Here is a 24,356-nt window from a genome sequence, read left to right as displayed (position 1 = left end):
GTCCCTGCCGGCAAGGGAAGGCAGTAATGACGCTCAGCGAGGTTTACGGCGCGGTATCATCCTGAGTGCGCTGATCAGGGATATCGGCGGTGCCCTGCCCGGTCCGGGTGGTGTGGTCATCGTTCATGGTGCCGGCACCGTCTTCCTGACGCTGGCGCTGCGTGCTGTCGGTCACGGAGGAGGCTTCATGGGAGTCCTGAAGCTGCTGCTGGCGATCCCTTTGCATGCTGCCGCTCTGGTCCTGCATGCCACTGGCCCCGCCCTGGCGGGACATGCCGCCGGCATTCTGGTCAGGTGCCTCCATCGATTGAGACGGCAGGGTGGCCGGGCCGTCCTCTCCTGGCTGCGACGAAGCCAGCGCCAGCATGGGCACCAGCGCCAGAGTCAGGCCCCACAATGCGAGTTGCGATGTTTTCATGACAGTGTGCTCCAATGAGTCGTGCCAGCACTGAGCATAGTGGGCGCCGGAAGTGTTCACCCTTTTTTAAGGTGCTGCTTTGGTCGCGTGCAGGCGCCGACATCGTATCAACGACGACGATTGGCGCGGGGACATCTAGACTGACACCATCGAGGGGCCATCACGGTGGTGGCCCATCCGTTTAGCACCCTCAAAGCCTGACCGTTCGAGACCCCGAATCATGCCCATGTATTGCGATCGATCTTCCTCCCGCCCTGGCCTGCACCCCGTTTACTGGCAGTGGCTGGCGCTTTTGTGCCTTTGTGTGGCCCTGTCCGGCTGCGGCGTCAACAACATTCCGACGCTCGATGAGAAGGTGAAATCCGCCTGGTCTCAGGTCGAAAACCAGTACCAGCGTCGCGCCGATCTGGTCCCGAACCTGGTCGAGACGGTGAAAGGCTACGCCAATCAGGAGCAGGAAACGCTCACGGCGGTGATCGAGGCGCGCTCGAAGGCCACCTCGATTCAGGTCGATGAAAACACGCTCAACGACCCCGAACAGTTTCAGCGCTTCCAGCAGGCACAGGGTGAGCTAAGCGGTGCCCTGAGCCGTCTGATGGCGGTGTCGGAGCGCTATCCGGACCTGAAGTCGAATCAGAATTTCCTGGCGTTGCAGTCCCAGCTGGAAGGCACGGAAAACCGGATTTCGGTGGCCCGTCGCGACTTCATTCAGGCGGTCGAGGCCTACAACACCGAGATTCGTACCTTCCCGGGCAGTATCTGGCACAAGATCATGTACAGCGACCTGCCGATTCGTGAAAACTTCGAGGCCACTGCCGAAAACGCAGACCAGGCACCTCGGGTGAACTTCTAAAACAACAGGTGATTTCCTGATGCGACTGACACGCTCGCTCACCGTCGGTTTTTTACTGCTGCTGTGCACGGCAGCCGTCCAGGCCGCGCCCGATTTTCCCGAGCTGACCGGGCGCGTGGTGGACAACGCCGAACTGCTCGACGCGTCCACCGAAACGCAGCTCTCCGACACGCTGGCCGCCCATGAAGAGGCCACCGGCGAACAGGTGGTGGTGGTCACGCTGCCCGATCTGGGCGGCGAGACCATCGAGCAGTACGGCTATCAGCTGGGCCGCGAATGGGGCATCGGCCAGGAAGGCGAAGACAATGGGGCGCTTTTGATCGTGGCCCTCGATGAGCGCCAGGTGCGCATCGAGGTCGGTTACGGCCTTGAAGGACGCCTCACCGATGCGCAGTCTTCTGCCATCATCAACCAGGTCATCACGCCTGCCTTTGGCGACGGCGACTTCGCCCGCGGCATCGTCGAGGGCAGCCAGGCCATGATCCAGGTGCTCGGCGGCGACCCGCTGGCGCAGAGCGAGCAGCGCGGCGAACGGGCTGACGGTGAGTCCAACGAGCTGGGCGGCGCCGGCATCTGGCTGTCGATTCTGATGTTCATCGTCTTGATGATCGTTCGCGGCGGTGGTCGCGGCGGCGGTGGCCTGCTGGGCGGCATGCTGCTGGGCGGCATGCTGGGCGGCGGTGGCCGTTCCGGTGGTGGTCTCGGCGGCGGCGGTGGCTTCAGCGGCGGTGGCGGCGGCTTCGGCGGCGGCGGTGCTTCCGGCGGCTGGTAACGACTCTAAAGGGATAACGCGGTATGTCATTACTAAAAGAGAGCGAACAGCGTGAGGTGGGCGAGGCAATCGCTCGCATCGAGCGCGACACCGACGCCGAGATCGTCACGGTGCTGGCCCCTCAGGCGGACGACTACGCCTACATTCCGCTGCTGTGGGCCGGGCTTGTCGCCCTGATTCTGCCCGGGGCACTGGCCGTCATCGCTGGCTGGTTCGATGCCGCCGCATGGCTTGGCGGCTGGACGCTTTTGCTCACGCAGTGGGTCCTGTTTGCGGTGCTGGCGGTGGTCTTTCGCCTGCCCGGCATCACCACGCGCCTGATTCCACGACACGTACGCTACTGGCGCGCCGCCAATCTGGCCCGACGACAGTTTCTCGAGCAGAACCTGCACCACACGCAGGATGGCACCGGGGTCCTGATTTTCGTCTCGGAAGCCGAGCGCTACGTCGAAATCCTGGTGGATGAGGGCATCTCCCGCCGGCTGGACAACGCCGTCTGGGCCGACATCGTGGCCGACTTCACCCAAAAGGTACGCGCGGGACAGACCCAGCAGGGCTTTCTCGACTGTGTCGAGACCTGCGGCAAACTGCTGATAACCCATGTGCCCGCCACCCACGAGCGCAACGAGTTGCCCAACCGCTTGATCGTGCTCGATCAAAGAGACATCGGTTAACGCCAATCGTCACGCGGCCCTCACCGGCACTGCCGGCATCAGAAAGCCACCCTTCAGAGGGTGGCTTTTTGTCGTCAGGATCTCCCGGATCCGATGACTGCGGCCACCATGCCAGGGCCAAACTGAAGCCCGCTCGACCCTTGTCGGGTTGTCCACCGCCCCGTCTCCGGGATAGCGTCTCATCGTGAACAAGAAGCATTCTCAGGAAAATCGCATAACAACGAGATCACGGGAACCCGGATGCCTTATCAACCCCATGTCGTCACGACGGTGGCGATGTCGGCCAGCCTGCTGCTGACCCCGCTGACGGCTACGGCCGAGGCGCCTGCGCCCACGCCTGCCACCACAACGACCGCCACCAGCCCGGCCACCAGGGCCACGACGTTCGAATCACAGGAGGAGATGGTGGTGGTCGGGTCGCGCTCCCCGGCCTCGCCCGACCAGATCCCCGGCGCCGTCTGGCTCATCGATCGCGAGCAGATCGAAAGCCGCACCCAGGCCGGCGAGGATCTCAAGACGGTACTGGGCAAGCTGATTCCCGGGCTTGATTTCGCCCCGGAAGGGCGCACCGAGTACGGCCAGAACCTGCGCGGGCGCAGCCCCCAGATTCTGATCGACGGTGTGTCGATGACAAGCTCGCGGGGGCTGTCGCGCCAGTTCGACTCGATCGACCCCTTCAACGTCGAGCGCGTCGAGGTGCTTTCCGGTGCCAACAGCCTGTATGGCGGCAACGCCACCGGCGGCACCATCAACATCGTGACCAAAACGCCCGAAGCCGGTGGGCCGCATTTTGAGACACGGGTGGGTGCCACTTCCGGGTTCAACGACCATCGTGATTTTGATCGGCGCGTGGCCCAGTCGGTGGCCGGCGGCAGCGAGCGCGTGCGCGGACGGCTGAGCGTGGCCTATGAGGAGAACGGGCGCTTTTACGATGGCGACAACCGGGAGATTTTCCCGGACCTGGCCCAGACCGATCTGCAGGACAACCGCGCCATCGATGTAATGGGTCGCGTGGATATCAATCTGGCCGAGGACCAGAGTCTGTCGCTTCTGGCCCAGCACTACGACTCGGGCTTTGAAGGCGATCGCGGCGTGCGCTTTCCGGAGCTGGCCGAGGGAAGTCTGGACAACGCCGACATTCGCGGCAATTACGATGCCGACCGCGACCCGCGCACCCGGCGCAAGCTCTATAACGCCAACTACCACCACAACGATCTGCTGGAGCAGGACTTCTACTTTCAGGCGTATTATCGCGAGGAGGACAGCACCTTCTCACCCTTTCCCTACTACGTGGATGACAACACCGCCGTCGAGTTTCGCGCCTCCGAGCAGCGCACCGATCTGGGCGGCGCGCGAGCGCTGTTCGTGGCCGCGCTGCGCGATGATCTCGATTTGACCTACGGCATCGACTACTACCACGAGCGCTTCAACTCCGATCAGGCGTTTTTTGATCGCGACACGGCCAATGCCACCGGCGGCCTGCGCCTGGCCACCGACCGCACCGGGGCGCGCTACCCGGGCTATTCGGTCGATGGCGTCGCCGGCTACGCCCAGCTCGAATGGCAGGCCACCGAGCGGCTGAAGGTTCAGGGCGGCGTGCGCCATGAACACGCCGATGTGGACGTCGACAGCTTCGACAACGCCACGCCCGACGGCAACAGCGGCGGACGCAACAGCTACAGCAACACGCTCTATAACCTGGGCGTGGTGCAGGAGTACGACAGCGGCCATCGCTTCTGGTCAAGCTACAGCCAGGGGTTTGAGCTGCCCAATGTCGGCGCAGTTTATGACGGTGCACAGTTCGATATCGGCGATAACGCCGTCGATGGCATCAAGACCGATCAGGTCGAGCTGGGCTGGGGCTATCGCAGCCGCGCCTGGAACAATCAGGTCGCGCTGTATTACGCCTGGTCGGACCGGGCGCTGGAAAATGACAACCAGCTGGGCACCAGCATCATCGATGAAAAGCGCCGCGACTACGGCATCGAGGCGGCCACGTCCCGCTATATCGGTGATCACTGGGAAGTCGGCGGCAACGCCCACCTGACCCGCTCCGAGCAGCTCGGTGATGACGGTGACTGGCACCGGCGCGATGCGCGCTACGCCTCGCTGTCCAGCGCCACGGCCTTTGTGGAGTGGGCCGACGATGATCGCTCCGTGCGCCTGCAGGGCAATCACGCCTTCGATCTTTCCGACGATGCCAGCGATCTGGGCGCGGCCGGCGACAACGAGATCGATGGGTTCACGACGTTTGATGTGATCGCCCGCCAGCGTATTGATGGCTACGGCACCTTCACGGCCGGCATCGATAATCTGCTGGATAAGCAGTACGCCACCGTCTGGGGCCAGCGCGCGGCGATCTTCTATGCCCCTGCCTATGGCCCTGAGGCACTCTATGAGTTTCAGGGGCGCGGGCGCACCTTCTCGCTGGGCTGGAACATGAACTGGTAAATGACAGGCTGGCGGCTCACGCCGAGCCGCCGCCCATCATGGTAACGCCCTTGTAGATCAGATAGCCGGCGACCGCGATCACCAGCAGCACCAGCATGGTCCGCTCATGGCGTTTCCAGAGCCTGAGCGCGCGGTCGCCGAAAAAGTGCACCAGCAGCGCCAGACCGAAATAGCGCCCTCCGCGGGCCAGCATCGCCGCGAGCATGAACAGCACAAAGGCGTAGCCGGTGCTGCCGGCCACCAGCATGGCAATCTGAAACGGGATGGGGATCACGCCGATCGACAGCACGGCCAGAAAACCGTTGTCGCTAAAGCGTTGATCAAACTCATTAAACGCCTGCTGCCCGCCAAACAGCGAAATCAGCTGATCACCAAACTGATCCATCGCCCAGACGCCCAGCCCGTAGCCGATGGTGGCTGCCAGCAGGTTGCCCGACAGCGCCACCAGGGCCAGCTGCCAGCGACGCCCGGGGCGCAGCACCATCCAGGGGATGAGGATTGTCTCTATCGGGATCGGCACGATCAGGGTTTCAAGCATCGAGGCCAGAAACAGTAGCCAGACCGCGCTTCGATGATCCATCAGTGCAGCCAGCCGATTCCCGAGACGCTGTTTTTGATCCTGCAGGCGAAAGGCCATGGACTTCCCTGTGCTTTTTGTCGTTGATGGTGTAAGCCGGCGCCCCCGTCACTCAGCAGCGAAACGTGAGCCTGCCATGAGCGTGCAGGCCCGGCCCATTGCCTTCAGACGAGCCAAAGCCAGAACATAAAAAAGCGTCCCTGCCTCATGGCAGGGACGCTTTTATCGCAGCGATCAGCAAAGCGCAGCGCGTTTACTGCGCGATTTTGGTGTTCTCGGCGCTGGAAGTGTCCGCGCTGTCTGAGCCGGTCGTGTTGCTGCTGGAACGTTCCATGGTGCTGTTGCCGGAGGTGTTGGAACCGGTGCGGTTATCGATGCCCTGTTTGGCCTTCTCACCGGCCTTTTGGGTCATGCTGCCGGCGTTGGACGTGTGCCTGTCCACTTCGTGGCCGGCCTTTTCGCCCGCCTTTTGTTTCATGCTGTCGGTCATGCTGCCCTGACCCTGCGTCGAACTGGCGCCCGTCTCACTGCCGCGCTGCTGGCCGGTCTGACCGGCGTCGCCGGCGCCCTGCTGAGACGAGGTGCTGGTGCTGTTGGTGACCTGCCCGGTGGAACCTGCCTGCTCGCCGGCCAGTGCCGGGGTGGTGGCCAGGGCCAGAACAAAGGGTGCTATCCATGTCGCTTTCATATTGCCTCCTGCAATGAATGGGTACCCCTTCAGCGTAGAAAGCACTGCCCATTATCCAAGCGCTGACGACAAATTCTTTTGTATCAGCCATTTAATCAACATGGGCTATTTTTTGAACACTACCGGGCCCGGGCCTTCTCATGCACCCGGCAGGGTGCGCTGTTATACTCGCCAGGATTGGATCGCTGGCTCATGCATACGCATTATTCGCATGAGGTCCGGGCGCTTCGCAGGCAAGATTCATCGTCGGGCGAGTGGGTGCGAAGACAGACGATAGACTGCCCTTGCACGACCACTGCGTACCGCTCCAGCTTCATGCAACCGTCATGTATTCCATGCAATCGCAGTGACAAGAGAGGTTTATACCAGGATGTCCAACACGCCGAAAATCATCTACACCCTCACCGACGAAGCACCTGCGCTGGCCACCCATTCGCTGCTCCCCATCATTGATGCCTTTACCGATTCGGCCGGCATCATCGTCGAAACCCGCGACATTTCGCTGGCCGGACGCATCCTGGCGCAGTTCCCCGATTATCTGAAAGACGACCAGAAGATGGGTGATCATCTGGCCGAACTGGGCGATCTGGCCAAAACGCCGGAAGCCAACATCATCAAGCTGCCCAATATCAGCGCCTCGGTGCCGCAGCTCAAGGCCGCGGTCAAGGAACTTCAGGGGCAGGGCTACGCCATCCCCGACTATCCCGAGTCGCCGGAAAGCGATGAGGAAAAGGACATCCGCGCCCGCTTTGACCGCGTCAAGGGCAGCGCAGTCAACCCGGTGCTGCGTGAAGGCAACTCCGATCGCCGCGCACCGAAGTCGGTCAAGAACTACGCCAAAAAATACCCGCATCGTATGGGCGAGTGGTCGTCAGACTCGAAGTCCCACGTTTCGCACATGAGCGAGGGTGACTTCTACGGCAGTGAAAAATCCGCCGTGATCGACAAGGCCGGCAGCCTGAAGATCGAGCTGGTCCAGAACGATGGCACCACCACCGTGCTCAAGGACGGGGTTGCGGTCACCGAAGGTGAAGTAGTCGACGGCGCCAGCATGAGCGCCCGCGGCCTGCGCGCCTTTATCCGCGAGCAGATCGAGGACGCCAAAAAGCAGGGTGTGCTGTTCTCGCTGCACCTCAAGGCCACCATGATGAAGGTCTCCGACCCGATCATGTTCGGCATCGCGGTCGACGAGTTCTATCGTGACGTGCTGGCAAAGCACGGCGAGGCGCTCAAAAAGGCCGGCTTCAGCCCCAACAGCGGCGTGGGCGACCTCTACTCGGCGCTGTCCACGCTGCCGGCAGATCAGCAGGACACCATCAAGGCCGACATCGAGGCGCTCTACAAGGCGCGCCCGTCGATGGCGATGGTCGACTCCAGCAAGGGCATTACCAACCTGCACGTGCCCAGTGACGTCATCATCGATGCCTCCATGCCGGCAATGATTCGCGACTCCGGCAAGATGTGGGGCGCCGATGACGCCCGTCACGATGCCAAGGCCGTCATTCCGGATCGCTGCTACGCCGGCATCTATCAGGCCACCATCGAGGAGTGCCAGAAAAACGGCGCCTTCGATCCGACCACGATGGGCAGCGTGCCCAATGTCGGCCTGATGGCGCAAAAGGCCGAAGAGTACGGCTCCCACGACAAGACCTTCCAGATCCCGGCCGACGGCACCGTGCGCGTCACAGATGACGCGGGTAACGTGCTGTTTGAGCACGCGGTCGAGCGTGAAGACATCTGGCGCATGTGCCAGACGAAAGACGCACCGATCCAGGACTGGGTGAAACTCGCCGTCACACGCGCCCGCGACAGCCAGACCCCGGCCATCTTCTGGCTGGACGTCGAGCGTGCCCACGACGCGCAGATGATCAAAAAGGTCGAACAGTACCTGAAGGATCACGACACCAGCGGTCTGGACATCCAGGTCATGGCGCCGGTCGAGGCGATGGAGTACACCCTGGAGCGCACGCGCCGCGGCGAGGACACTATCTCGGTGACCGGCAACGTACTGCGTGACTACCTTACTGACCTGTTCCCGATCATGGAGCTGGGCACCAGTGCCAAGATGCTCTCGATCGTGCCGCTGATGAACGGCGGTGGTCTGTTTGAAACCGGCGCCGGTGGCTCCGCACCCAAGCACGTGCAGCAGCTGGTGGAAGAAAACCACCTGCGCTGGGACTCTCTCGGTGAATTCCTGGCGCTGGCCGCCTCGCTCGAGCACCTGGGCAAGACGTTTAATAACCAGCGCGCCATCGTGCTGGCCAACGCCCTGGACCGCGCCAACGGCGAGTTCCTCGACAGCGACAAGTCTCCCAAGCGCAAGACCGGTGAGCTGGACAACCGCGGCAGCCATTTCTATCTGGCGCTTTACTGGGCCCAGGCACTGGCCGAGCAGAATGACGACGCCGAACTTCAGAAGCTCTTCGGCGAGCTTTATGAAACGCTCAGCAGCAACGAGCAGGCGATCGTCGATGAGCTCAACGGCGTGCAGGGCAAGGCCGTCGAGATCAAGGGCTACTACCACCCGGATATCGAACTGGCCGGCCAGGCCATGCGCCCGAGCAGCATCCTTAATGACGCGCTCGCCACGCTCTCCAAAAAGAGCTGATACGTTGATGGGCCACCGTCAGCGATGACAGCCCATAACGAAAACCGGCGCCCCAGGGCGCCGGTTTTTTTGTTCGGTCAAAAAAGCGTCTAGCGACTCAGATCCACACTGGTTGAACCGCCCTCCTTTACCCGCACCTGCTTGAGGATGAACGGGCTGCGGCCCTGACCGTTGGGCAGTGCCATGGTGCCGGCAACATAAAAGGTGCCCGCCGGAATGCCGGTGGCAGTGAAATAGCCATTGGCGTCGGTGGTGGTCATGTGGGTATAGGCCTGAGCGCGCGGGTCGGCCGGCTCGACGCGCTGACCGGCCAGCGCCTTGTCGGCAGCCTCGGCCGAATATTCGGTGGCCGGCGCTATCGAGACCTTCTCGTGATCGCCGTAGACGGTCTGTCCCGAAGTCAGCTGATAGGCCAGCCGCCCCTTGATGGAGGCCGTGCCGGTTTTGGGGAGCGCTGCGTAGGTGTCGGCCGGGAAAGGCACCTCGCGCCGGACGGTGGCCTCCTGCGGGGCGCTTTCAATTGCGCCCTCGCTGGACATGCCGGGGAAGTTGTCCGCCATGTTCTGAAGGCTTTCACAGCCGGCCAGCCCCATCATCACTAGTGCCCCTGCCACAACCTGCCACTGACGCATGACCTGTTTCCTTGAAATATGGATCGACAAGCAAGCTTAACGACTTCCAGCCCGTACGCCATCCCCTGACATCAACAACCCTGACAGATGGCTCTCTCCCGGCAAGGAGATCGGATCACCCGTTCGATGATCATGAGGACGACACAGGCAAGCTGCTAACATACGTGGCTGACCTGCCCTTCGAGGCGCGCCTCATTACCGGGGTCGCTCGACCATCATCTTTGCTGATCACTCACGGGAGCTTTCGTGCCTCTTCGCGACACCGCCCTGGTACTGGGCGTCATTCTGGTCTGGGCCTTCAACACGATCATGATCAAGCTGGGCCTTGATGAGATGCCGCCACTTTTGATCACCACGCTGCGCTTTATGCTGGTGGCCGCCCTGATCGTACCCTTTACCCGCATTACCCGCGTACAGCTGCCCTGGCTTGTGGCACTGGCGGGTACCTTTGGGTTGATGCACTTTGGTTTTCTGTTTATCGGACTCAACTACACCGAGGTGGGTACCGGCGCGCTGCTGGTGCAGCTGGGCACCCCCTTTGCCACGATCCTGGCGGCGATCTTTCTCAAGGAGCGTTTGACGCTCAATCGCACGGTCGGGCTTTTAGTGTCGCTGTCAGGCGTGGCCGTGCTGGCCGGCGGGCCGACCCTGCCGGGGCCGCTGGCGCTGACCCTTTTGATTCTGAGTGCGCTGGGCTGGGCGATTACCAATCTGATCGTGAAGGTGGCGCCCACGATCGCGCCGTTGACCATGGCCGGCTGGCTGTCGCTGTTTGCCGTGCCGCTGGTGGGGATCGGGTCGCTTTTGTTCGAGCAGTCGCAGTGGCAGGCGATGGTCACGGCCGGCTGGCGGGGCTGGGGCGCGGTCATTTACAGCGCAGTGATGTCGTCGATTCTGGCGTATGGCGTCTGGTATACGCTGCTGCGCAAGCATTCGGTGGCGCGGCTGGTCCCCTGGTCGCTGCTCACGCCGGTCTTTGCCGTGGCGCTGGGCGTGGTGATACTCGGCGAGAGCATGGCCCTGAGCAAGCTGGCCGGCGGGGCACTGGTGGTCGGCGGTATCGCGATTATCAATCTGCGCTGGCGCAAGCGGGCGGCGGTCAGCGCAGGCGCCGCCGGTGCTGAGCCGACCCGGGCCTCACAGCAGGAATAGTCAGGCTGGCGGGGCAGCCACCGTTTCCCGCTCGATCAGCGTCGGCACAAAGGGGGACGAGGGTGCCGGCGTGGCGCCATCGATCAGCCTTAAAAGCCGCTCGGCGGCGTTTTGTGCCATCTCTTCCAGCGGCGCATGAACGGTCGTCAGAGCCGGTACCACATGACGCGCGCAGGCCTCATCGTCATAGCCGATCAATGAAATGGTCTGCGGCATCGAGATCCCTTGCGCCCTCAGCACCGCCATGGCGCCCAGTGCCATGTCATCGTTGCCGGCCACCACGGCCGTGACCGCCATTTCACGGGCCAGCAGGGTGGCCATGCCCTGCTCGCCGCTGCGCTCGGTGAAATCACCCTCGATAATGGCGTGATCATCTGCCTCGATCCCCTGCTCCCGCAGTGCCCGTCGATAGCCGGCCAGTCTGCCGGCGGCGTCCTGCTGGCGCAGCGGCCCGGTCAGACAGGCAATGTTTCGATGGCCCCGGTCCAGCAGATGGCGTGTGGCCAGGTAGCCGCCGCACTCGTTGTCCAGATGGATACAGTGTTCGGCGATCTCCGGCACCAGCCGGTTGAACACCACCAGCGGCGTATGTGTCGCAAGCGCGGCAAGTGTCTCATTGGAGAGCGCATCGGCGTGCACGATCAGCCCGTCGCAGCGCCGCCCCAGCAGAAAGTCCACCGCCTCCTGCTCGCGGCTGGCCTCGCCGCCGCCGGAGGCGACCAGCAAAGAGACATTGGCGCGGCGCAGCGCCGCTTCCAGTGTCGCCATCACCCGGCCCATGAAGGGCCCGGCCAGATGCGAGATCACAAGCCCTACGCCGCCCAGCCGGTTGGAGGCGAGCGAACGGGCAAAGGCGTTGGGGGCGTACCCCATGGCGCTGATGGCGGCCTCGACGCGCGTGCGCGTCTCGACGTTGACCCGAACCTCGCCTTTCATGACGCGCGACACCGTGGCAGGAGACACGCCGGCGCGGGCGGCGACCTCACGAATGGTAGGCATGACGACATCCTTGTGGTTATGAGCTCACTTGACCAGATGCGGCGGGTGACGACAAGCAGAGCGTCTGCCTGCCCGTATGATCGCCCGCCATCAGTTTAACCCAAGGTCGCATAGTGAGATGGCCCTCGACAGATCATCATGAAACCGGTTTCATAAACGCGGGATGACAATGAGGGCATGCCAATGCTGGGAGTGAAGGAGAAGCTGAGCTACGGACTGGGCGACTTTGCCAGTGCCTTCACCTGGGCCTCGCTGTCGCTGTATCTGATGTATTTCTATACCGACGTGTTCGGCATCAGCCCGGCACTGGTGGGCACGCTGTTTCTGGTCACCCGGCTGTGGGACGCGGTCACCGACCCGGCCGTGGGGCTGCTGGCCGATCGCACCCGCACCCGCTTTGGCCGCCTGCGCCCCTATCTATTGTTCTTCTCGCTGCCGCTTGGCGTCATGCTGGCGCTGACCTTCACAACGCCTGCTCTGAGCGAGACCGGCCGCATCATTTACGCCTTCGTGACCTATATCGCATTGATGGGCCTTTATACGCTGGTCAACATCCCCTATTCGGCGCTGCCGGTGTCGATGACCACCAACAACGACGAGCGCCGCCAGCTGACCAACTACCGCATGCTGCTCTCCTACATCGCCTTTGTGCTGATCAGCTACGCCACGCTGCCACTGGTGGAATGGCTGGGCGACGGTGACGAGCAGCGCGGCTTTGCGCTGACCTATACGTTGTATGGCGTGATCACCTTCATCGTCTTTCTGATGACCTTTCGCGGCGTGCGCGAGCGTTATGTCGAGGGCGACAGCGCCAGTAATCCGTTGAAAAGTTTTGCCCACATTGGCCGCGCCCGGCCGTTCTGGATCATGTTCGCCACCAGTATTCTGGTCTTTACCCTGACGCTGATGCCGGACTCGGCGGCCATCTACTTTTTCAAGTACTACGTCGGCGAGAGTGCCTCGGTGTCACTGTTTCTGGCCATGGGCTACGCCAGCATGGTGGTAGGGGTAATCGTCAACCAGTTGATCATGCGGCGTTTTTGCAAGCGCCGCGTCATGATCGGCGCCAATCTGGCCTACGCCCTGGCGCTTGCCAGCTTTTTCATGGCCGCCGACATGGGCCAGGCGTTCTATTTTGGCGCCTTCATGGCCGCCAAGTTCATCAACGGCATCATTGCCCCCACCATGTGGGCCATCGTGGGCGATATCGCCGACTACGTGGAATACAAAAGCGGGCACCGCGCGACCGGCACCACCACCAGCGCCGTCACCTTCAGTCAGAAGTTCGGCATGAGCATCGGCGGATTGCTGACCGGCGTGCTGTTCACGACCTACGGCTATACCCCCAATACCGAGCAGAGCGAGACCGTGCTGGTGCTGATCAAATCCATGATGAGCGTGCTGCCGGCCCTTGGCGCGCTGGGCGTGGCGGCACTGATGCTGATCTACCCGCTGGGGGATCGCCGCATGGCCGAGATCCGCACGGCCAAGCCCACGGCGGCGTAGCGCATTCACATCTCCCAATCATCCGACCGACGAGGAAGCAATATCATGCGCAACCTGAAAAGCCTGATCGAACAGATGACGCTGGAGGAGAAGGCCGGCCTGTGCTCGGGCGATAGCTTCTGGCGTACGAAGGCCGTCGAGCGCCTGGACATTCCCGCAATCAACCTCTCCGACGGACCCCACGGGCTGCGTGCTCAGGGTGAGGATCAGGACCACCTTGGGGTGAACGAGAGCAAACCGGCCACCTGCTTCCCCACGGCCGCCGGCCTTGCCAGCTCCTGGAGTGTGGCGCTGCTCGAACAGCTCGGCGCCGCGCTGGGGGATGAGGCTCAGGCCGAAGGGCTGCACGTGGTGCTGGGGCCGGGCGCCAACATCAAGCGCTCGCCGCTGTGCGGGCGCAATTTCGAGTACTTCTCCGAGGATCCGCTGCTCTCCTCGCACCTGGCGGCGGCCCATATTCGCGGTACCCAGTCGCGCGGCGTGGGCAGCTCGCTCAAGCACTTCGCCGCCAATAATCAGGAGCATCGCCGCATGTCGGTGGATGCGCGAGTCGATGAGCGCACCCTGCGCGAGATCTACCTGGCCAGCTTTGAGTACGCCGTGAAGGAGACGCAGCCCTGGACGGTCATGTGCGCCTACAACCGGCTCAACGGCGAGTACTGCAGCGAACATCCGCGGCTTCTGACCGAGATCCTGCGCGACGAGTGGGGCTTTGAAGGTTACGTGGTCTCCGACTGGGCCGCGGTCAACGAGCGCGTGCCGGGGCTGGCCGCCGGCATGGAGCTCGAGATGCCCGCTTCCGGCGGCGAACGCGACGCGCAGATTGTGGCCGCCGTGCAGAACGGCCAGCTGGAAGAGGCGGTGCTGGATCTTGCCGTCGAGCGGCTGCTGCGTGTCACCTTCAAGGCCGCCGATGCCCGCCTTGAAAACGCCTCGTTCGACGCCGAGGACCACCACCAGCTGGCCCGTCGCATTGCCCGTGAGAGCATGGTGCTGCTGCAAAACGATGGCACCCTGCCGCTGGCCAACGAGCGCCGCGTGGCCGTGATCGGTGAATTTGCCGAGCGCCCGCGCTATCAGGGTGGCGGCAGCTCACACGTCAACGCCACCCGCGTCGAGCCATTGCTGGAAGCGCTCGAGACCCGCGGCGCGAGCTTTGACTATACCAAAGGCTTCGAGATCGACCGCGACGCCCCCGATCAGCAGCTCGAACAGAAAGCCGTCCAGCGCGCGCGCGATGCAGACGTTGCCGTGCTGTGTCTGGGGCTGCCCGACCGTCACGAGTCGGAAGGCTATGACCGCACCCATCTGAATCTGCCGGCCAATCAGCTCGCCCTGATCGAGGCGGTCACCGCCGCCCAGCCCAACACCGTGGTGGTGCTGGCCAACGGCGCGCCGATCGTGATGCCCTGGGCCGGGCAGGTCAGCGCCATTCTGGAAGGCTATCTGGGCGGCCAGGCGGTGGGCGCCGCGGTAGCCGATCTGCTCTATGGCGAGGTCTCACCGAGCGGCAAGCTGGCCGAAACCTTCCCGCAGCGCCTGGAAGACAATCCGGTCCATCTCAACTTCCCCGGCGAAGGTGACGTGGTGCGCTATGGCGAGGGCATCTTCGTGGGCTATCGCTACCACGATACCCAGGGCGTCGCGCCCCTTTTCCCCTTCGGTCACGGGCTGAGCTACAGCCGCTTTGACTACGCCAACCTGACGCTTTCCGCCGACACCTTTAGCGGCGATGAGCAGCTCACGGTCAGTCTCGATGTCACCAACAGCGGCGAACGCGAGGCCAGCGAGATCGTGCAGCTCTACCTGAGTGATCAAACGCAGACCGTACCGGTGGCGGCGCAGGCGCTGCGCGGCTTCGACCGCGTAACGCTCGCGCCGGGCGAGACGGCCCGGGTCGAGATGACACTCGCGCGTCGGGACTTCTGCTGGTACGACGCCGAACGCGCCGACTGGCGCCTGCCCACCGGCAGCTTCGAAGTTCGCGTTGGCGCCTCCTCACGGGATATTCGCCTGAGCCGGTCCATCGAGGTGCACGGCGACGAGACGCCGCTGCCGGCGATCGATCGCAACACTCTGCTGGGTGATCTGCAAACGCATGAGAGCGCTGCTCGGGTGCTGCGCGAGCATCTTGCCGACCTCGCCGAGGAGCTGCCCATGCTCAATAGTCTGATGGACAAGGGCGGCGATAATGATCTGATGGACGCCATGGGTCGTTACCTGCCGCTGCGCGCCCTGATCTCGTTTTCGAGCTTCACCGAGGCACGCCTTGACGCTCTGCTCAAGGACCTGAAGGCACTGGCGTAACCTTTTGTACCGCTGCCAATGACGGCTTGGGTTCTCCCTGTAATAACTGTATATTTAAACAGTACTCAGGGAGGACCCGGGCATGTCGAGTGGACCCATTACCGGCCGCGGCGCCAGCGACAATCTGCATCACCGCTTCGACCGCATCCGCATCGAGGCGGTCGATGACGGCTGGTGGCAGGCAGATACACCTGCCAGCCACGCCACCGAGGTGCGCCCGGAACACAGCCGCACGGCGATCTCGCGCAACCAGTCACCGGACATGCCCTTTTCAAGCTCGCTCAACCCCTACCGGGGCTGCGAACACGGCTGCATCTACTGCTTTGCCCGCCCCTCGCATGCGTACTGGGATCTCTCCCCGGGCCTTGATTTCGAAACGCGCCTGATCGCGCGCACCAATCTGCCGGCACTGCTGGCCGAAGAGCTGGCGCACCCCGGCTACGTCTGCGAACCCCTGGCACTGGGCGCCAATACCGATCCTTATCAGCCCATCGAGCGCCAGCACCAGTTAAGCCGCCAGCTCCTTGAAGTGCTGCTGCGCCATCGCCATCCGCTGACCATCACCACCCGCAGTGCGCTGATCCTGCGCGATCTCGATCTGCTCGGAGCGCTGGCCCGCGAGCGGCTGGTGCGGGTGTTTATCAGCTTCACCACGCTGGACAGTGATCTCAAGCGGGTCATGGAGCCACGCGCCGCCTCACCAAAGGCGCGGCTGAAGGTTATTCGTACCCTGCGCGAGGCGGGCGTGCCGGTCGGCATCATCACCGCGCCGATGATTCCCATGATCAACGACCGGGAACTGGAAAAACTGCTGCAGGCCGGCCGTGACGCCGGCGCCACCAGCGCCGGCTATACACTTTTGCGTCTGCCTCATGAGGTGCGCCCCCTGTTCGAGCAGTGGCTTTGCGAGCATTTTCCCGATCGGGCCGAGCACGTCATGAGCCTGATCCGCCAGACCCGCGGCGGGCGTGACTACGACAGCCGCTTCGGCCATCGCCTGCGCGGTGAAGGCCCCTTCGCCGATCTGCTCACCCAGCGCTTTCGACTGGCCATCCGCCGGTTCGGGCTCAATCGCCGCCGTGAGGAGGAGCGACTCGATACCACGCGATTTGCGCCACCTCATCAGCAAATCGCTCTGTTTTAACGACAACAATTCAAAGGGAGGTTGTCCGCCATGACTGCTGCCACCGCTTACGCCGAGCTGCCGATCGATATGCCCAGCCCCGCGCTGCGCTATCACCGCTTTGGCTCACCGCTGGAAGTGTTGCACCTGGAGCCTCGGCCCGATGGTCCGCTGGAGGATGATCAGATGCGCGTGCGCATGACCTGCGCGCCCATCAACCCCTCGGATCTGATTCCGATTGCCGGCATCTACCGCCATCGCATCGCGCCGCCGCTGGTGGCCGGCCATGAAGGGGTCGGTGTGGTGACCAGGGCACAGGGTCCATGGCGGGCTCTCGAGGGGCGGCGAGTGCTGCCGCTGCGCGGCCCCGGTACCTGGCAGCAGACGCTGGACTGCGACCCGCGCCTGGCCATTACTGTACCCGACGATATTCCCGATCACGTGGCGGCGCGGGCCTGGATCAACCCGATGACGGCCATGACAATGCTGCAGCGCTGGCCGGTCGATGGATGCGATGTGCTGCTGACTGCGGCCGGCTCCAACTGCGCGCGGCTGCTGGCGCAGTGGGCGCTGTGCTGCGGGGCGCGCTCGGTGACCGGCATCTGGCGCAGCGCCCATCACCGCGAGGCGCTGACCGAGATGGGCGTACACGTGCTGGATCAGGACGATCACGACGCCATTGATGCCGCCGCCGGGCGCGCCGGACGCATTTTTGACGCCACCGGCGGGCGGCTGGCCGACCGATTACTGACCCACATGCCCGCTGACGGCGTGTTCGTCACCTACGGGCTGCTCTCCGGTGTGCCCATCAGCCCGCAGCGCATGAGTGCGCGCGTGCGCCGCTTTCATCTGCGCGATCACATCAAGGGGCTGGAGCACACCGAGTGGCAGGCAGGCTTTGAAACGCTCTGGGCCCTGCTGCGCGACGTCAACATGGCGCCGGTGCAGCATTTCCGGCTTGCTGACTGGCGCCAGGCGCTGCTCTGGCACGACAGCCATCCGGGCATGAAAACCATGCTGACGCTTTCCTGACCGCGCCGGCCTTCCAACCGTGCAACATCGCCGTAAAAGACCGGCATAAAAAAGGGCCGCCCCTGTCGGGCGGCCCTTTTGCGATCACACACGTTACCGGAATGACTCAGTCGCCGCTGATAGTCTCGACGCTGATCACTTCCGGCGGCTCGACCGGTGTCAGGCGACGCACCTGATCCGGCTGTATACGCTCACGATACTCGAGCGGCTCAAGCGACTGCGGCTGACCGCTTTCCAGCGCGCGCTCGATGGCTGCCATGATGCGCACATCGCGCAGGCCTTCCGTGCCGTCGGCTTCGGGGTCGATATCGTTGAGAATACAGTGGGAGAAGTAGTCGGTCTGACCGCCGAACTGCTCCACCGGGCCGGGCGAATGGGCCGTGATCTCGCCGTCAACGCTCAGGTCATAATCGATCGACACCGTCGGGCCGAACATGTAGCTGGGGCGCGAGAACAGCGCGCCGCGCGCGCCGATGACCGACAGGTGGTTGTGGCCGCTGGTGGCGTAGCTGACAAAAAACTGGGCCAGTCGACCCTCGGCAAAGCGCAGGCTGACGCTCACGCTGTCGTCACAGGTATAGTCGCGCCCCGGCGTGTTGTCGCTCATGGCGCTGACCTCGACCGGCTCGGCGCCGAACAGATGGCGTACCGCGTTGATCGGATAGGCGCCCATGTCGGGCACGGGACCTGCCCAGTAGCCGTGCAGGGCGCGGTGGTTTTTCGAGTTGAGATCCTGGGTGAGCTGCGAGGAGAACGACCGCGGCGCGCCGATGGTGCCCTCACGCATGTGCCGAATCATCTCGAGTGTGCCCGGCTCGTGGTGCAGTCGGTAGGCGACCATCAGTTTGGCGTTGCCGCGCTCGGCGGCCTCGATCATCGCCTCACAGTCCTCGACGCTGGTCGCCATCGGCTTTTCCAGCAGCACATGAATGCCCGCTTCCAGCGCCGGCACGGTGTCCTGGCGATGGCGAAAGTTGGGCGTGGCAACATAGACGGCATCGATCTCGCCGGAGTGTAAAAGCGTCTCGTAGTCGTCGTAGCCGTAGACCTTGAGGTTGTAGCGCTTGCTCAGCACCTCGGCCTTTTTCGGATCGCCGGTGACCAGCGCCGTCATCTCCGAGTTGTCGCTGGCCGCGATGCCCGGCATGAACGCACCCTGTGAAATTTCTCCGCCGCCGAGGACGGCGTAGCGCACTTTTCCCTGTGCCATGTAAGCTCCTGAGCCATTCGTCAATGAAAACGAGTCCTCCAAGCCTGGCGCAGGGCGCCGGAACTGTCAGGCACAACCATCATATTCATCATGGCGCATCAAACCCCTCACCCGGCCCGGCTGACGCCGGCATCGCCACGGGTCAGATCATCGATCATCACCTGGTTGCGCCCGGCGCTTTTGGCGCGATAGAGCGCGGCATCGGCGGCTTCAAACAGCCGGGTGGTATCGCACGTTTCAGCGTACCCCAGCGCCACCCCGATGCTGACGGTGACCACACCGGCCGTCGTGCTGTGATGATGCATCATGGACAGCCCCTGAACGCTGGCCCGCAGGCGCTCGGCATAGGGTGCAAGCGCTGCGCCGGTCATGCCGGTCACGAAGATGGCAAACTCCTCTCCCCCGATACGCCCGGCACGCCCGTGCGGCTCGGCGGCCGCGGCCAGCGCCTGTGCCACGCGCCGCAGCGCCCGGTCGCCGGCGGCGTGGCCGTAGTGGTCGTTATAGGCCTTGAAGCTGTCGATATCGATCATGGCCATGGCCACCACCGCCCCCGGCGCCATTCGTTCGAGATCACTGGCAAGGCCTGCGTGAAAGCCGCGTCGATTGGCAAGCTCGGTCAAGGGATCAAGCGCGGCCAGACGACCGAGCATATCGCGCTGCTCGGCGAGCTGGCGCTTGCGACGCTCCTCACGGGTGATGAGCAGAAAGTGGCGACGGCGCTCGTTTTCAAGCGTCCGGTGGGCAAACAGCGCCGGGCCGATGATGACAATGGCGATCATCAGATTGTGAATTTCAAGCACCGGCAGTCTGAGCGGGCCATGGGCGATCGCTGCCGACTGAATCAACACCACAATGACAGCCAGTATCATCACCAGACGCAGGGGCAGCGCCATGCTGATGACCATCGCCATCAAAACGGCGTAGTTGGCAAACACGAACCCCAGCGCGTTGACGGAGCTGGAAAGCACCATCAACACCGCCAGCATCGCCACCGCAAGAAGATGAAAGCCACAGGTCACGCACTGCTGGACGATCAGCGGGCCACGCGCGCGATGCAGCCAGTAGAGCACCGCAAGGCCCAGTGGCAGTACGACGCCAAGGCGAAGGGTCAGGGCCAGCCGTATCCGGTCGGGCACGGCGAACCAGTCCCCGGGGGCAAAGGCAACATAAAACCCGAGGCCGATGACCACGGAGACCGACAGGGCACGCTGACGCGCCGCCCGGGTGCTGGCGGCAAATGCACTCATCTGCTCGGCCGGCAGGGTGACACGCCCGAACCACCCCTCGCCTTCCAGCGCCCGATCCAGCTCGGTGGCCTCTTCCTGCATGGTGGATTCCATTGTTTCTGGCACCTGCCTGCAGTTGTTTGAGTTGTTTGAGTTGTTTGCCACGGCCACGACGGTGACCTTATCGCATCACTGAAAGGCATCCGCTTCAGTGCGGCGAACCAGACAGGTTTGAAAGGTTATCGACCGGGCGCCTGTGCGCTTGAGCACCTGTCATCAACGGCCATACCCGTGTGATCAGCGTGGCTTGCGATCGATACTCGAGCCGCAAAAGCACGAACCCGAGCGGCTGACAGGGAAGAGTCACGGGTAGTCGGACACAAAAAAGCCCCGCAGAGCGGGGCAAGTTCACGAGAAATCGAGTTTAAAACGTGTACTCGATACCGATAACGGCGACCGGGTAGACGTTGTACTTGTTCAGGTCACTGCGAAGATCGTCTTCCTGGTCACGGGCTTCACGCTCGGCAATGGGGCGCACACCCGGAATGTCGAGCGCGTTGCCGCGGGGCGTCAGCGAGACGCTCGGGTCGATCCAGAAGGCGCCGGCTTCGGCATAGAAGCCCAGACCCTGCTTTGAGCTGTTGCGCCAGCCGATGCCCAGATAGGGCTCGACGTTGTCGGAGAGCTTGGCGCGACCATCCAGGCGAGCATCATCAGCGCTGATGTCAATGCCGCCAAAGTCATCGAAGCTGTCGCCACCCGTATAGCGTCCCGTGGCCCGGATCTGAACGTCCGGCTTGACCGCACCGGCGGACAGGAAAAAGCCGCTGTTGACCCAGGGGTAGATGTCCAGCTTGAGGCTGTAGATGTCCATGTCGACCTTGCCATCGTAGGTGTAGTCACCGTTGGTATGGTCAAGGTCGTTGTATTCGTAGCCGCTGTAGCCGGCGGTCAGGGCAAAGTGATCATGAAAGCGCCAGCTCACGTTGGCGCCCAGACCGGTCGTACCGGCACTGCCGGCGACCGACCAGTGATCTTCTGCCATGGCGGCGGCGCTGGTGACCAGCAGCAGGGATCCGGTGATGACAGCGGTTGCGATACGACGCATGACGTAGCCTCTCAAAAATGATCTGTGTTCCGGTGCGCCGATAACGTCGACGTCATTGAATGAACGCAAGTGTACGCAGCGCGGTCGCAATCGATCGGCAGAAAAGGGCCGGTTTGGGTGTGTATTTCTCGCGCCTTGACCTCTCCCGTCGTTTCGAACTGTCGCGGGGCTGCGCTATTCTTGGGCCTTCTTGAGGCGAGCGGGAGTCGAACCATGTCATCACTGCGCGATCAGTTGAGCCGCAAGGTGTATTCCACCGAAACCGGGGATATGCGCAAGCACGACGAAAGCGATGAGCAAAAGGCGCAGGATGAGACGCGGCTGTCATCGCTTGACGGTATCGTGCGTATCAAACGTGAGACGGCCGGACGCAAGGGCAAGGGCGTGACCACGCTGCATGGCATACCGCTGCCAGGCGATGCGCTGAAAACCCTGATGCAGGCGCTGAAAAAGCGCTGCGGCAGCGGCGGCGCGCTCAAGGAGGGCGTCATCGAGATTCAGGGCGATCATCGCGACACCCTGCGCGCCGAGCTGGAAAAGCGCGGCTATACCGTCAAACTGGCGGGGGGCTGATCATGTCGGGTCCTTCATTTCGCGCCTCACTGCTTGCTGCCTCACTGCTGCTGACCGGCCTTTTGAGCGGCTGCTCGCTGTTCGCCAGCGGTCCCGATTTCGCCACGCTCTCGGGGGAAGCCATCAGCGACGAGCAGGCGCCGATCGCTGATGACGCCCGGCTGGAAATTCGCCTGCTGGATGTCACCCAGGGGCGCACCACCGTCGCCCAGGTCGATCAAAACACCCACGGGCGCTGGCCGGTGCCGTTCATGCTGCAGTATGACCGCCACCATATCGACAGCGATCGACGCTACGCCCTGAGCGCCGCTCTGCGCGAAGGCGATGACACACGCTATCTGACGCTGGAACCCCTGCCGGTACTCACCGATGGCGCGCCCGCACAGCAGGTGCGTGTGCCGCTGACACCGGTCAACCGGTAGCTTCCGGCGACGGCCGAGAGCCTGACAGCCCGGCCAGCAGGGCGGTCAGGCTCTCGTCGATGGATGCCTCGCATTTGAGGGTGTACAGCGCATCGGCCCGGGTGTGGCCACGGTTGATGCAGGCGACCGGCAGACCCCGGGCCGCCGCGTGACGAGCAAAGCGAAAGCCGGAAAACACCATCAGGGAGGAGCCCACCACCAGCAGCGCCTGACTGTCATCGAGCATCGACATGGCCCGATTCAGCCGAGCGCGCGGTACGTTGTCGCCAAAAAACACCACGTCGGGCTTTAAAATGCCGTGGCCGCAGCGCGGGCAGTCCGGCAGCCGAAAGTCCGAGAAATCCACGTCATCGAGATAGGCGTCACCGTCCGGGGCAATTTCGGCATCCATGCCGACCCAGTCCGGGTTGAGTTCGGCCAGATGGTCATGCAGTACATGGCGACGCACCAGCAGATTGCACTGCATGCAGCGCACCAGGTCGGCGCGACCGTGCAGGTCCACCACACGTTTGCTGCCCGCCTTTTGATGCAGGCGATCGACATTTTGCGTGATGATCCCTTCGATAAGGCCCTGCGCTTCCAGCGCGGCCAGCGTATGGTGCGCCCGCCCCGGCGAGGCGCCGGCAAGCAGGCGAAAGCCGACCAGGCTGCGCGCCCAGTAGCGCTGGCGGCCGAGATGACTTTTCATGTAGACCTGATGGGTCATGGGCGGGGGTCGCTTCCACGCCCCGGCTTCGTCCCGATAGTCGGGGATGCCGCTGTCGGTACTCACCCCGGCGCCTGTCAGAACGCACAGGCGAGGATGATGTCTTACAAGATCGATCAGTGCCTGTTCGTCGACACCCGGTGCACTACTCATGATCCCTCCTTACAACCTGGCGACCGAACGACAGCAAAATCGCTGTCGGGCATGGATGCCAACCCGACACAACGCTAGACTAAACCTCAACCTACCGGGATGACGTCATGCGCTGGCTGGAATATCTGCTTCCCCTGATCTTTCTGACCCCCCTGTTCGCCACGGCCGTGGTGGTCCTCGGGCTGCGCCATCTGTTTCAGGACAAGCCCGGTTTCTCACCGTCCGGCCAGCGGCTTCGCCAGTCCGGCAATCGTTTTCGCGAGCGACTGGCCGAGGCGCGCGTCAAACTCTTTCTGGCCGGCGCTCTGGGGCCGGTGCTTGCGATCACGCCGCTGATCTACGGCATGGGTCGCATGCTGTTCTCGTCGCATCAGGACTGGCTTGAATGGAGCATCTATGGACTGATCACCACGATCGCGGCACTGATCGTGGGCGCTTTCATGATGGCACTTTCCTACCGAATTTCGAATCTGCGCCTGCGCCTGGCCGGTGCCATGAACGTGGCGCACGACCTGCAAAACCTGTTGCGTACCCAGCAGCAGGGCATTCGCATCTTCCATGATGTTCCGGCCGATGGCTTTACCATCGACCATGTCGTGGTCACCGACCACGGCATTTTTTCACTTCTGGTGCGGACTCGACAGGCCGGCCCTGAGGTCGCCCGGGACAACGCCCACACGCTCAGACTCGACGGCGAACGACTCCACTTTCCCGACCGGGAGGAGGCGCGTCCGGTGCGCGAGGCGCAGCGCGCCCGGCGCTGGCTGCATGAGCGCCTGACCCGCGACTGCAAACAGGACGTGCCCGTCCAGGCCATGCTGGTGCTGCCGGGCTGGCGCATCGAGCGGGTCAGGGACAATGCCGATGTCCGGGTGCTCGGCGACAACGAGCTTTCAAACGCAATGCAGCACAGCCAGCAGCCGGCACTGCCACAGCCGCTGCAGGATGACGTCCTCAAGGCGCTGGTGCGCCTGACCGACGATCAGCAGACTCACCATGCGATGTCTGCCATGTCTCGATAGACACACGATGCGCATCGCGAGCGCCAGGGCGAGACGGCCGGCCGGGCGCCTCGCGGCTGCCGATTCAATCTCGAACCCGCTAACGATGAATGATGCGCCCTTCCCGTGGAGGCTGCCGGCGCATCGCGTTTGACAAGGAGT

Annotated in this window: 22 protein-coding genes; 13 read left to right on the top strand and 9 right to left on the bottom strand. The window is 63.2% G+C overall.

Annotated features, from left to right (window positions below):
- Nucleotides 1-43 precede the first annotated feature (43 nt).
- Nucleotides 44-418: a hypothetical protein gene (locus ACS92L_RS14495; RefSeq protein ID WP_438765787.1), complete on the bottom strand. Its 375-nt coding sequence runs from the start codon at nt 416-418 to the stop codon at nt 44-46.
- A gap of 226 nt (nt 419-644) precedes the next feature.
- Here ACS92L_RS14495 and ACS92L_RS14490 point away from each other — a divergent pair, with 226 nt between their 5' ends.
- The 4 genes from ACS92L_RS14490 to ACS92L_RS14475 all read left to right on the top strand — a co-directional run bounded on the left by ACS92L_RS14490 (nt 645) and on the right by ACS92L_RS14475 (nt 5,168).
- Nucleotides 645-1,271, top strand: coding sequence for a LemA family protein (locus tag ACS92L_RS14490; RefSeq protein WP_438765786.1), 627 nt, complete (start codon nt 645-647; stop codon nt 1,269-1,271).
- A 19-nt stretch (nt 1,272-1,290) separates the two neighbouring features.
- On the top strand, nt 1,291-2,043 hold the full coding sequence (locus ACS92L_RS14485) for a TPM domain-containing protein (RefSeq protein WP_438765784.1): 753 nt from the start codon (nt 1,291-1,293) through the stop codon (nt 2,041-2,043).
- A gap of 23 nt (nt 2,044-2,066) precedes the next feature.
- Nucleotides 2,067-2,717: a TPM domain-containing protein gene (locus ACS92L_RS14480; protein ID WP_438765783.1), complete on the top strand. Its 651-nt coding sequence runs from the start codon at nt 2,067-2,069 to the stop codon at nt 2,715-2,717.
- A gap of 240 nt (nt 2,718-2,957) precedes the next feature.
- Nucleotides 2,958-5,168: a TonB-dependent receptor gene (locus tag ACS92L_RS14475; protein WP_438765781.1), complete on the top strand. Its 2,211-nt coding sequence runs from the start codon at nt 2,958-2,960 to the stop codon at nt 5,166-5,168.
- Between the two features lie 16 nt (nt 5,169-5,184).
- Here the strand turns inward: ACS92L_RS14475 and ACS92L_RS14470 are convergent, their stop codons facing one another.
- Together ACS92L_RS14470 and ACS92L_RS14465 are read right to left on the bottom strand one after the other, a co-directional pair.
- Nucleotides 5,185-5,805, bottom strand: coding sequence for a YqaA family protein (locus ACS92L_RS14470; RefSeq protein WP_438765780.1), 621 nt, complete (start codon nt 5,803-5,805; stop codon nt 5,185-5,187).
- 193 nt (nt 5,806-5,998) lie between these two features.
- Nucleotides 5,999-6,433 carry a hypothetical protein gene (locus tag ACS92L_RS14465; RefSeq protein WP_438765778.1) on the bottom strand — a complete coding sequence of 145 codons (435 nt, stop codon included), beginning with the start codon at nt 6,431-6,433 and terminating at the stop codon, nt 5,999-6,001.
- A gap of 370 nt (nt 6,434-6,803) precedes the next feature.
- Here ACS92L_RS14465 and ACS92L_RS14460 point away from each other — a divergent pair, with 370 nt between their 5' ends.
- Nucleotides 6,804-9,041 carry an NADP-dependent isocitrate dehydrogenase gene (locus tag ACS92L_RS14460; protein ID WP_438765776.1) on the top strand — a complete coding sequence of 746 codons (2,238 nt, stop codon included), beginning with the start codon at nt 6,804-6,806 and terminating at the stop codon, nt 9,039-9,041.
- An 89-nt stretch (nt 9,042-9,130) separates the two neighbouring features.
- Here ACS92L_RS14460 and ACS92L_RS14455 read toward each other — a convergent pair whose 3' ends face one another.
- On the bottom strand, nt 9,131-9,673 hold the full coding sequence (locus ACS92L_RS14455) for a carboxypeptidase-like regulatory domain-containing protein (protein ID WP_438765775.1): 543 nt from the start codon (nt 9,671-9,673) through the stop codon (nt 9,131-9,133).
- A 246-nt stretch (nt 9,674-9,919) separates the two neighbouring features.
- Between ACS92L_RS14455 and ACS92L_RS14450 the strand changes: the two genes are divergently transcribed.
- Nucleotides 9,920-10,825, top strand: coding sequence for a DMT family transporter (locus tag ACS92L_RS14450; protein ID WP_438765774.1), 906 nt, complete (start codon nt 9,920-9,922; stop codon nt 10,823-10,825).
- Here the strand turns inward: ACS92L_RS14450 and ACS92L_RS14445 are convergent, their stop codons facing one another.
- Nucleotides 10,826-11,824 (bottom strand): LacI family DNA-binding transcriptional regulator, encoded by a 999-nt coding sequence (locus ACS92L_RS14445; protein ID WP_438765773.1) that lies wholly within the window; start codon nt 11,822-11,824, stop codon nt 10,826-10,828. It lies immediately after the preceding gene.
- 177 nt (nt 11,825-12,001) lie between these two features.
- On the opposite strand from ACS92L_RS14445, the gene ACS92L_RS14440 reads away from it, so the two are divergent.
- The 4 genes from ACS92L_RS14440 to ACS92L_RS14425 all read left to right on the top strand — a co-directional run bounded on the left by ACS92L_RS14440 (nt 12,002) and on the right by ACS92L_RS14425 (nt 17,792).
- Nucleotides 12,002-13,330, top strand: coding sequence for an MFS transporter (locus tag ACS92L_RS14440; RefSeq protein ID WP_438765772.1), 1,329 nt, complete (start codon nt 12,002-12,004; stop codon nt 13,328-13,330).
- Nucleotides 13,331-13,375: 45 nt separating this feature from the next.
- Nucleotides 13,376-15,637 carry a glycoside hydrolase family 3 C-terminal domain-containing protein gene (locus tag ACS92L_RS14435; protein WP_438765771.1) on the top strand — a complete coding sequence of 754 codons (2,262 nt, stop codon included), beginning with the start codon at nt 13,376-13,378 and terminating at the stop codon, nt 15,635-15,637.
- A gap of 82 nt (nt 15,638-15,719) precedes the next feature.
- Entirely contained in the window at nt 15,720-16,781 is a 1,062-nt protein-coding gene (locus tag ACS92L_RS14430; RefSeq protein WP_438765770.1) for a PA0069 family radical SAM protein, read from the top strand.
- A 30-nt stretch (nt 16,782-16,811) separates the two neighbouring features.
- Nucleotides 16,812-17,792, top strand: coding sequence for a zinc-dependent alcohol dehydrogenase family protein (locus tag ACS92L_RS14425; protein ID WP_438765769.1), 981 nt, complete (start codon nt 16,812-16,814; stop codon nt 17,790-17,792).
- A 106-nt stretch (nt 17,793-17,898) separates the two neighbouring features.
- Here ACS92L_RS14425 and ACS92L_RS14420 read toward each other — a convergent pair whose 3' ends face one another.
- The 3 genes from ACS92L_RS14420 to ACS92L_RS14410 form a co-directional block, all read right to left on the bottom strand.
- Nucleotides 17,899-19,002, bottom strand: a complete 1,104-nt coding sequence (locus ACS92L_RS14420) for a Gfo/Idh/MocA family protein (protein ID WP_438765768.1) — start codon at nt 19,000-19,002, stop codon at nt 17,899-17,901.
- A gap of 107 nt (nt 19,003-19,109) precedes the next feature.
- Nucleotides 19,110-20,345: a diguanylate cyclase domain-containing protein gene (locus ACS92L_RS14415; RefSeq protein WP_438765767.1), complete on the bottom strand. Its 1,236-nt coding sequence runs from the start codon at nt 20,343-20,345 to the stop codon at nt 19,110-19,112.
- 310 nt (nt 20,346-20,655) lie between these two features.
- Nucleotides 20,656-21,339, bottom strand: coding sequence for a hypothetical protein (locus ACS92L_RS14410; RefSeq protein ID WP_438765766.1), 684 nt, complete (start codon nt 21,337-21,339; stop codon nt 20,656-20,658).
- 213 nt (nt 21,340-21,552) lie between these two features.
- Here ACS92L_RS14410 and ACS92L_RS14405 point away from each other — a divergent pair, with 213 nt between their 5' ends.
- Both ACS92L_RS14405 and ACS92L_RS14400 read left to right on the top strand, forming a co-directional pair.
- Nucleotides 21,553-21,912 carry a translation initiation factor gene (locus ACS92L_RS14405; protein ID WP_438765765.1) on the top strand — a complete coding sequence of 120 codons (360 nt, stop codon included), beginning with the start codon at nt 21,553-21,555 and terminating at the stop codon, nt 21,910-21,912.
- Between the two features lie 2 nt (nt 21,913-21,914).
- Nucleotides 21,915-22,334: a YbaY family lipoprotein gene (locus ACS92L_RS14400; protein WP_438765763.1), complete on the top strand. Its 420-nt coding sequence runs from the start codon at nt 21,915-21,917 to the stop codon at nt 22,332-22,334.
- Here ACS92L_RS14400 and ACS92L_RS14395 read toward each other — a convergent pair.
- Nucleotides 22,324-23,193 carry an NAD-dependent protein deacetylase gene (locus ACS92L_RS14395; RefSeq protein WP_438765762.1) on the bottom strand — a complete coding sequence of 290 codons (870 nt, stop codon included), beginning with the start codon at nt 23,191-23,193 and terminating at the stop codon, nt 22,324-22,326. The genes ACS92L_RS14400 and ACS92L_RS14395 overlap by 11 nt on opposite strands.
- A gap of 107 nt (nt 23,194-23,300) precedes the next feature.
- Here ACS92L_RS14395 and ACS92L_RS14390 point away from each other — a divergent pair, with 107 nt between their 5' ends.
- On the top strand, nt 23,301-24,215 hold the full coding sequence (locus tag ACS92L_RS14390) for a nuclease-related domain-containing protein (RefSeq protein WP_438765761.1): 915 nt from the start codon (nt 23,301-23,303) through the stop codon (nt 24,213-24,215).
- Nucleotides 24,216-24,356: the final 141 nt, after the last annotated feature.

It is taken from the genome of Kushneria halocnemicola (assembly GCF_965650455.1).
GTDB lineage: Bacteria > Pseudomonadota > Gammaproteobacteria > Pseudomonadales > Halomonadaceae > Kushneria.
This window is presented reverse-complemented; position numbering and strand designations above follow the sequence as displayed.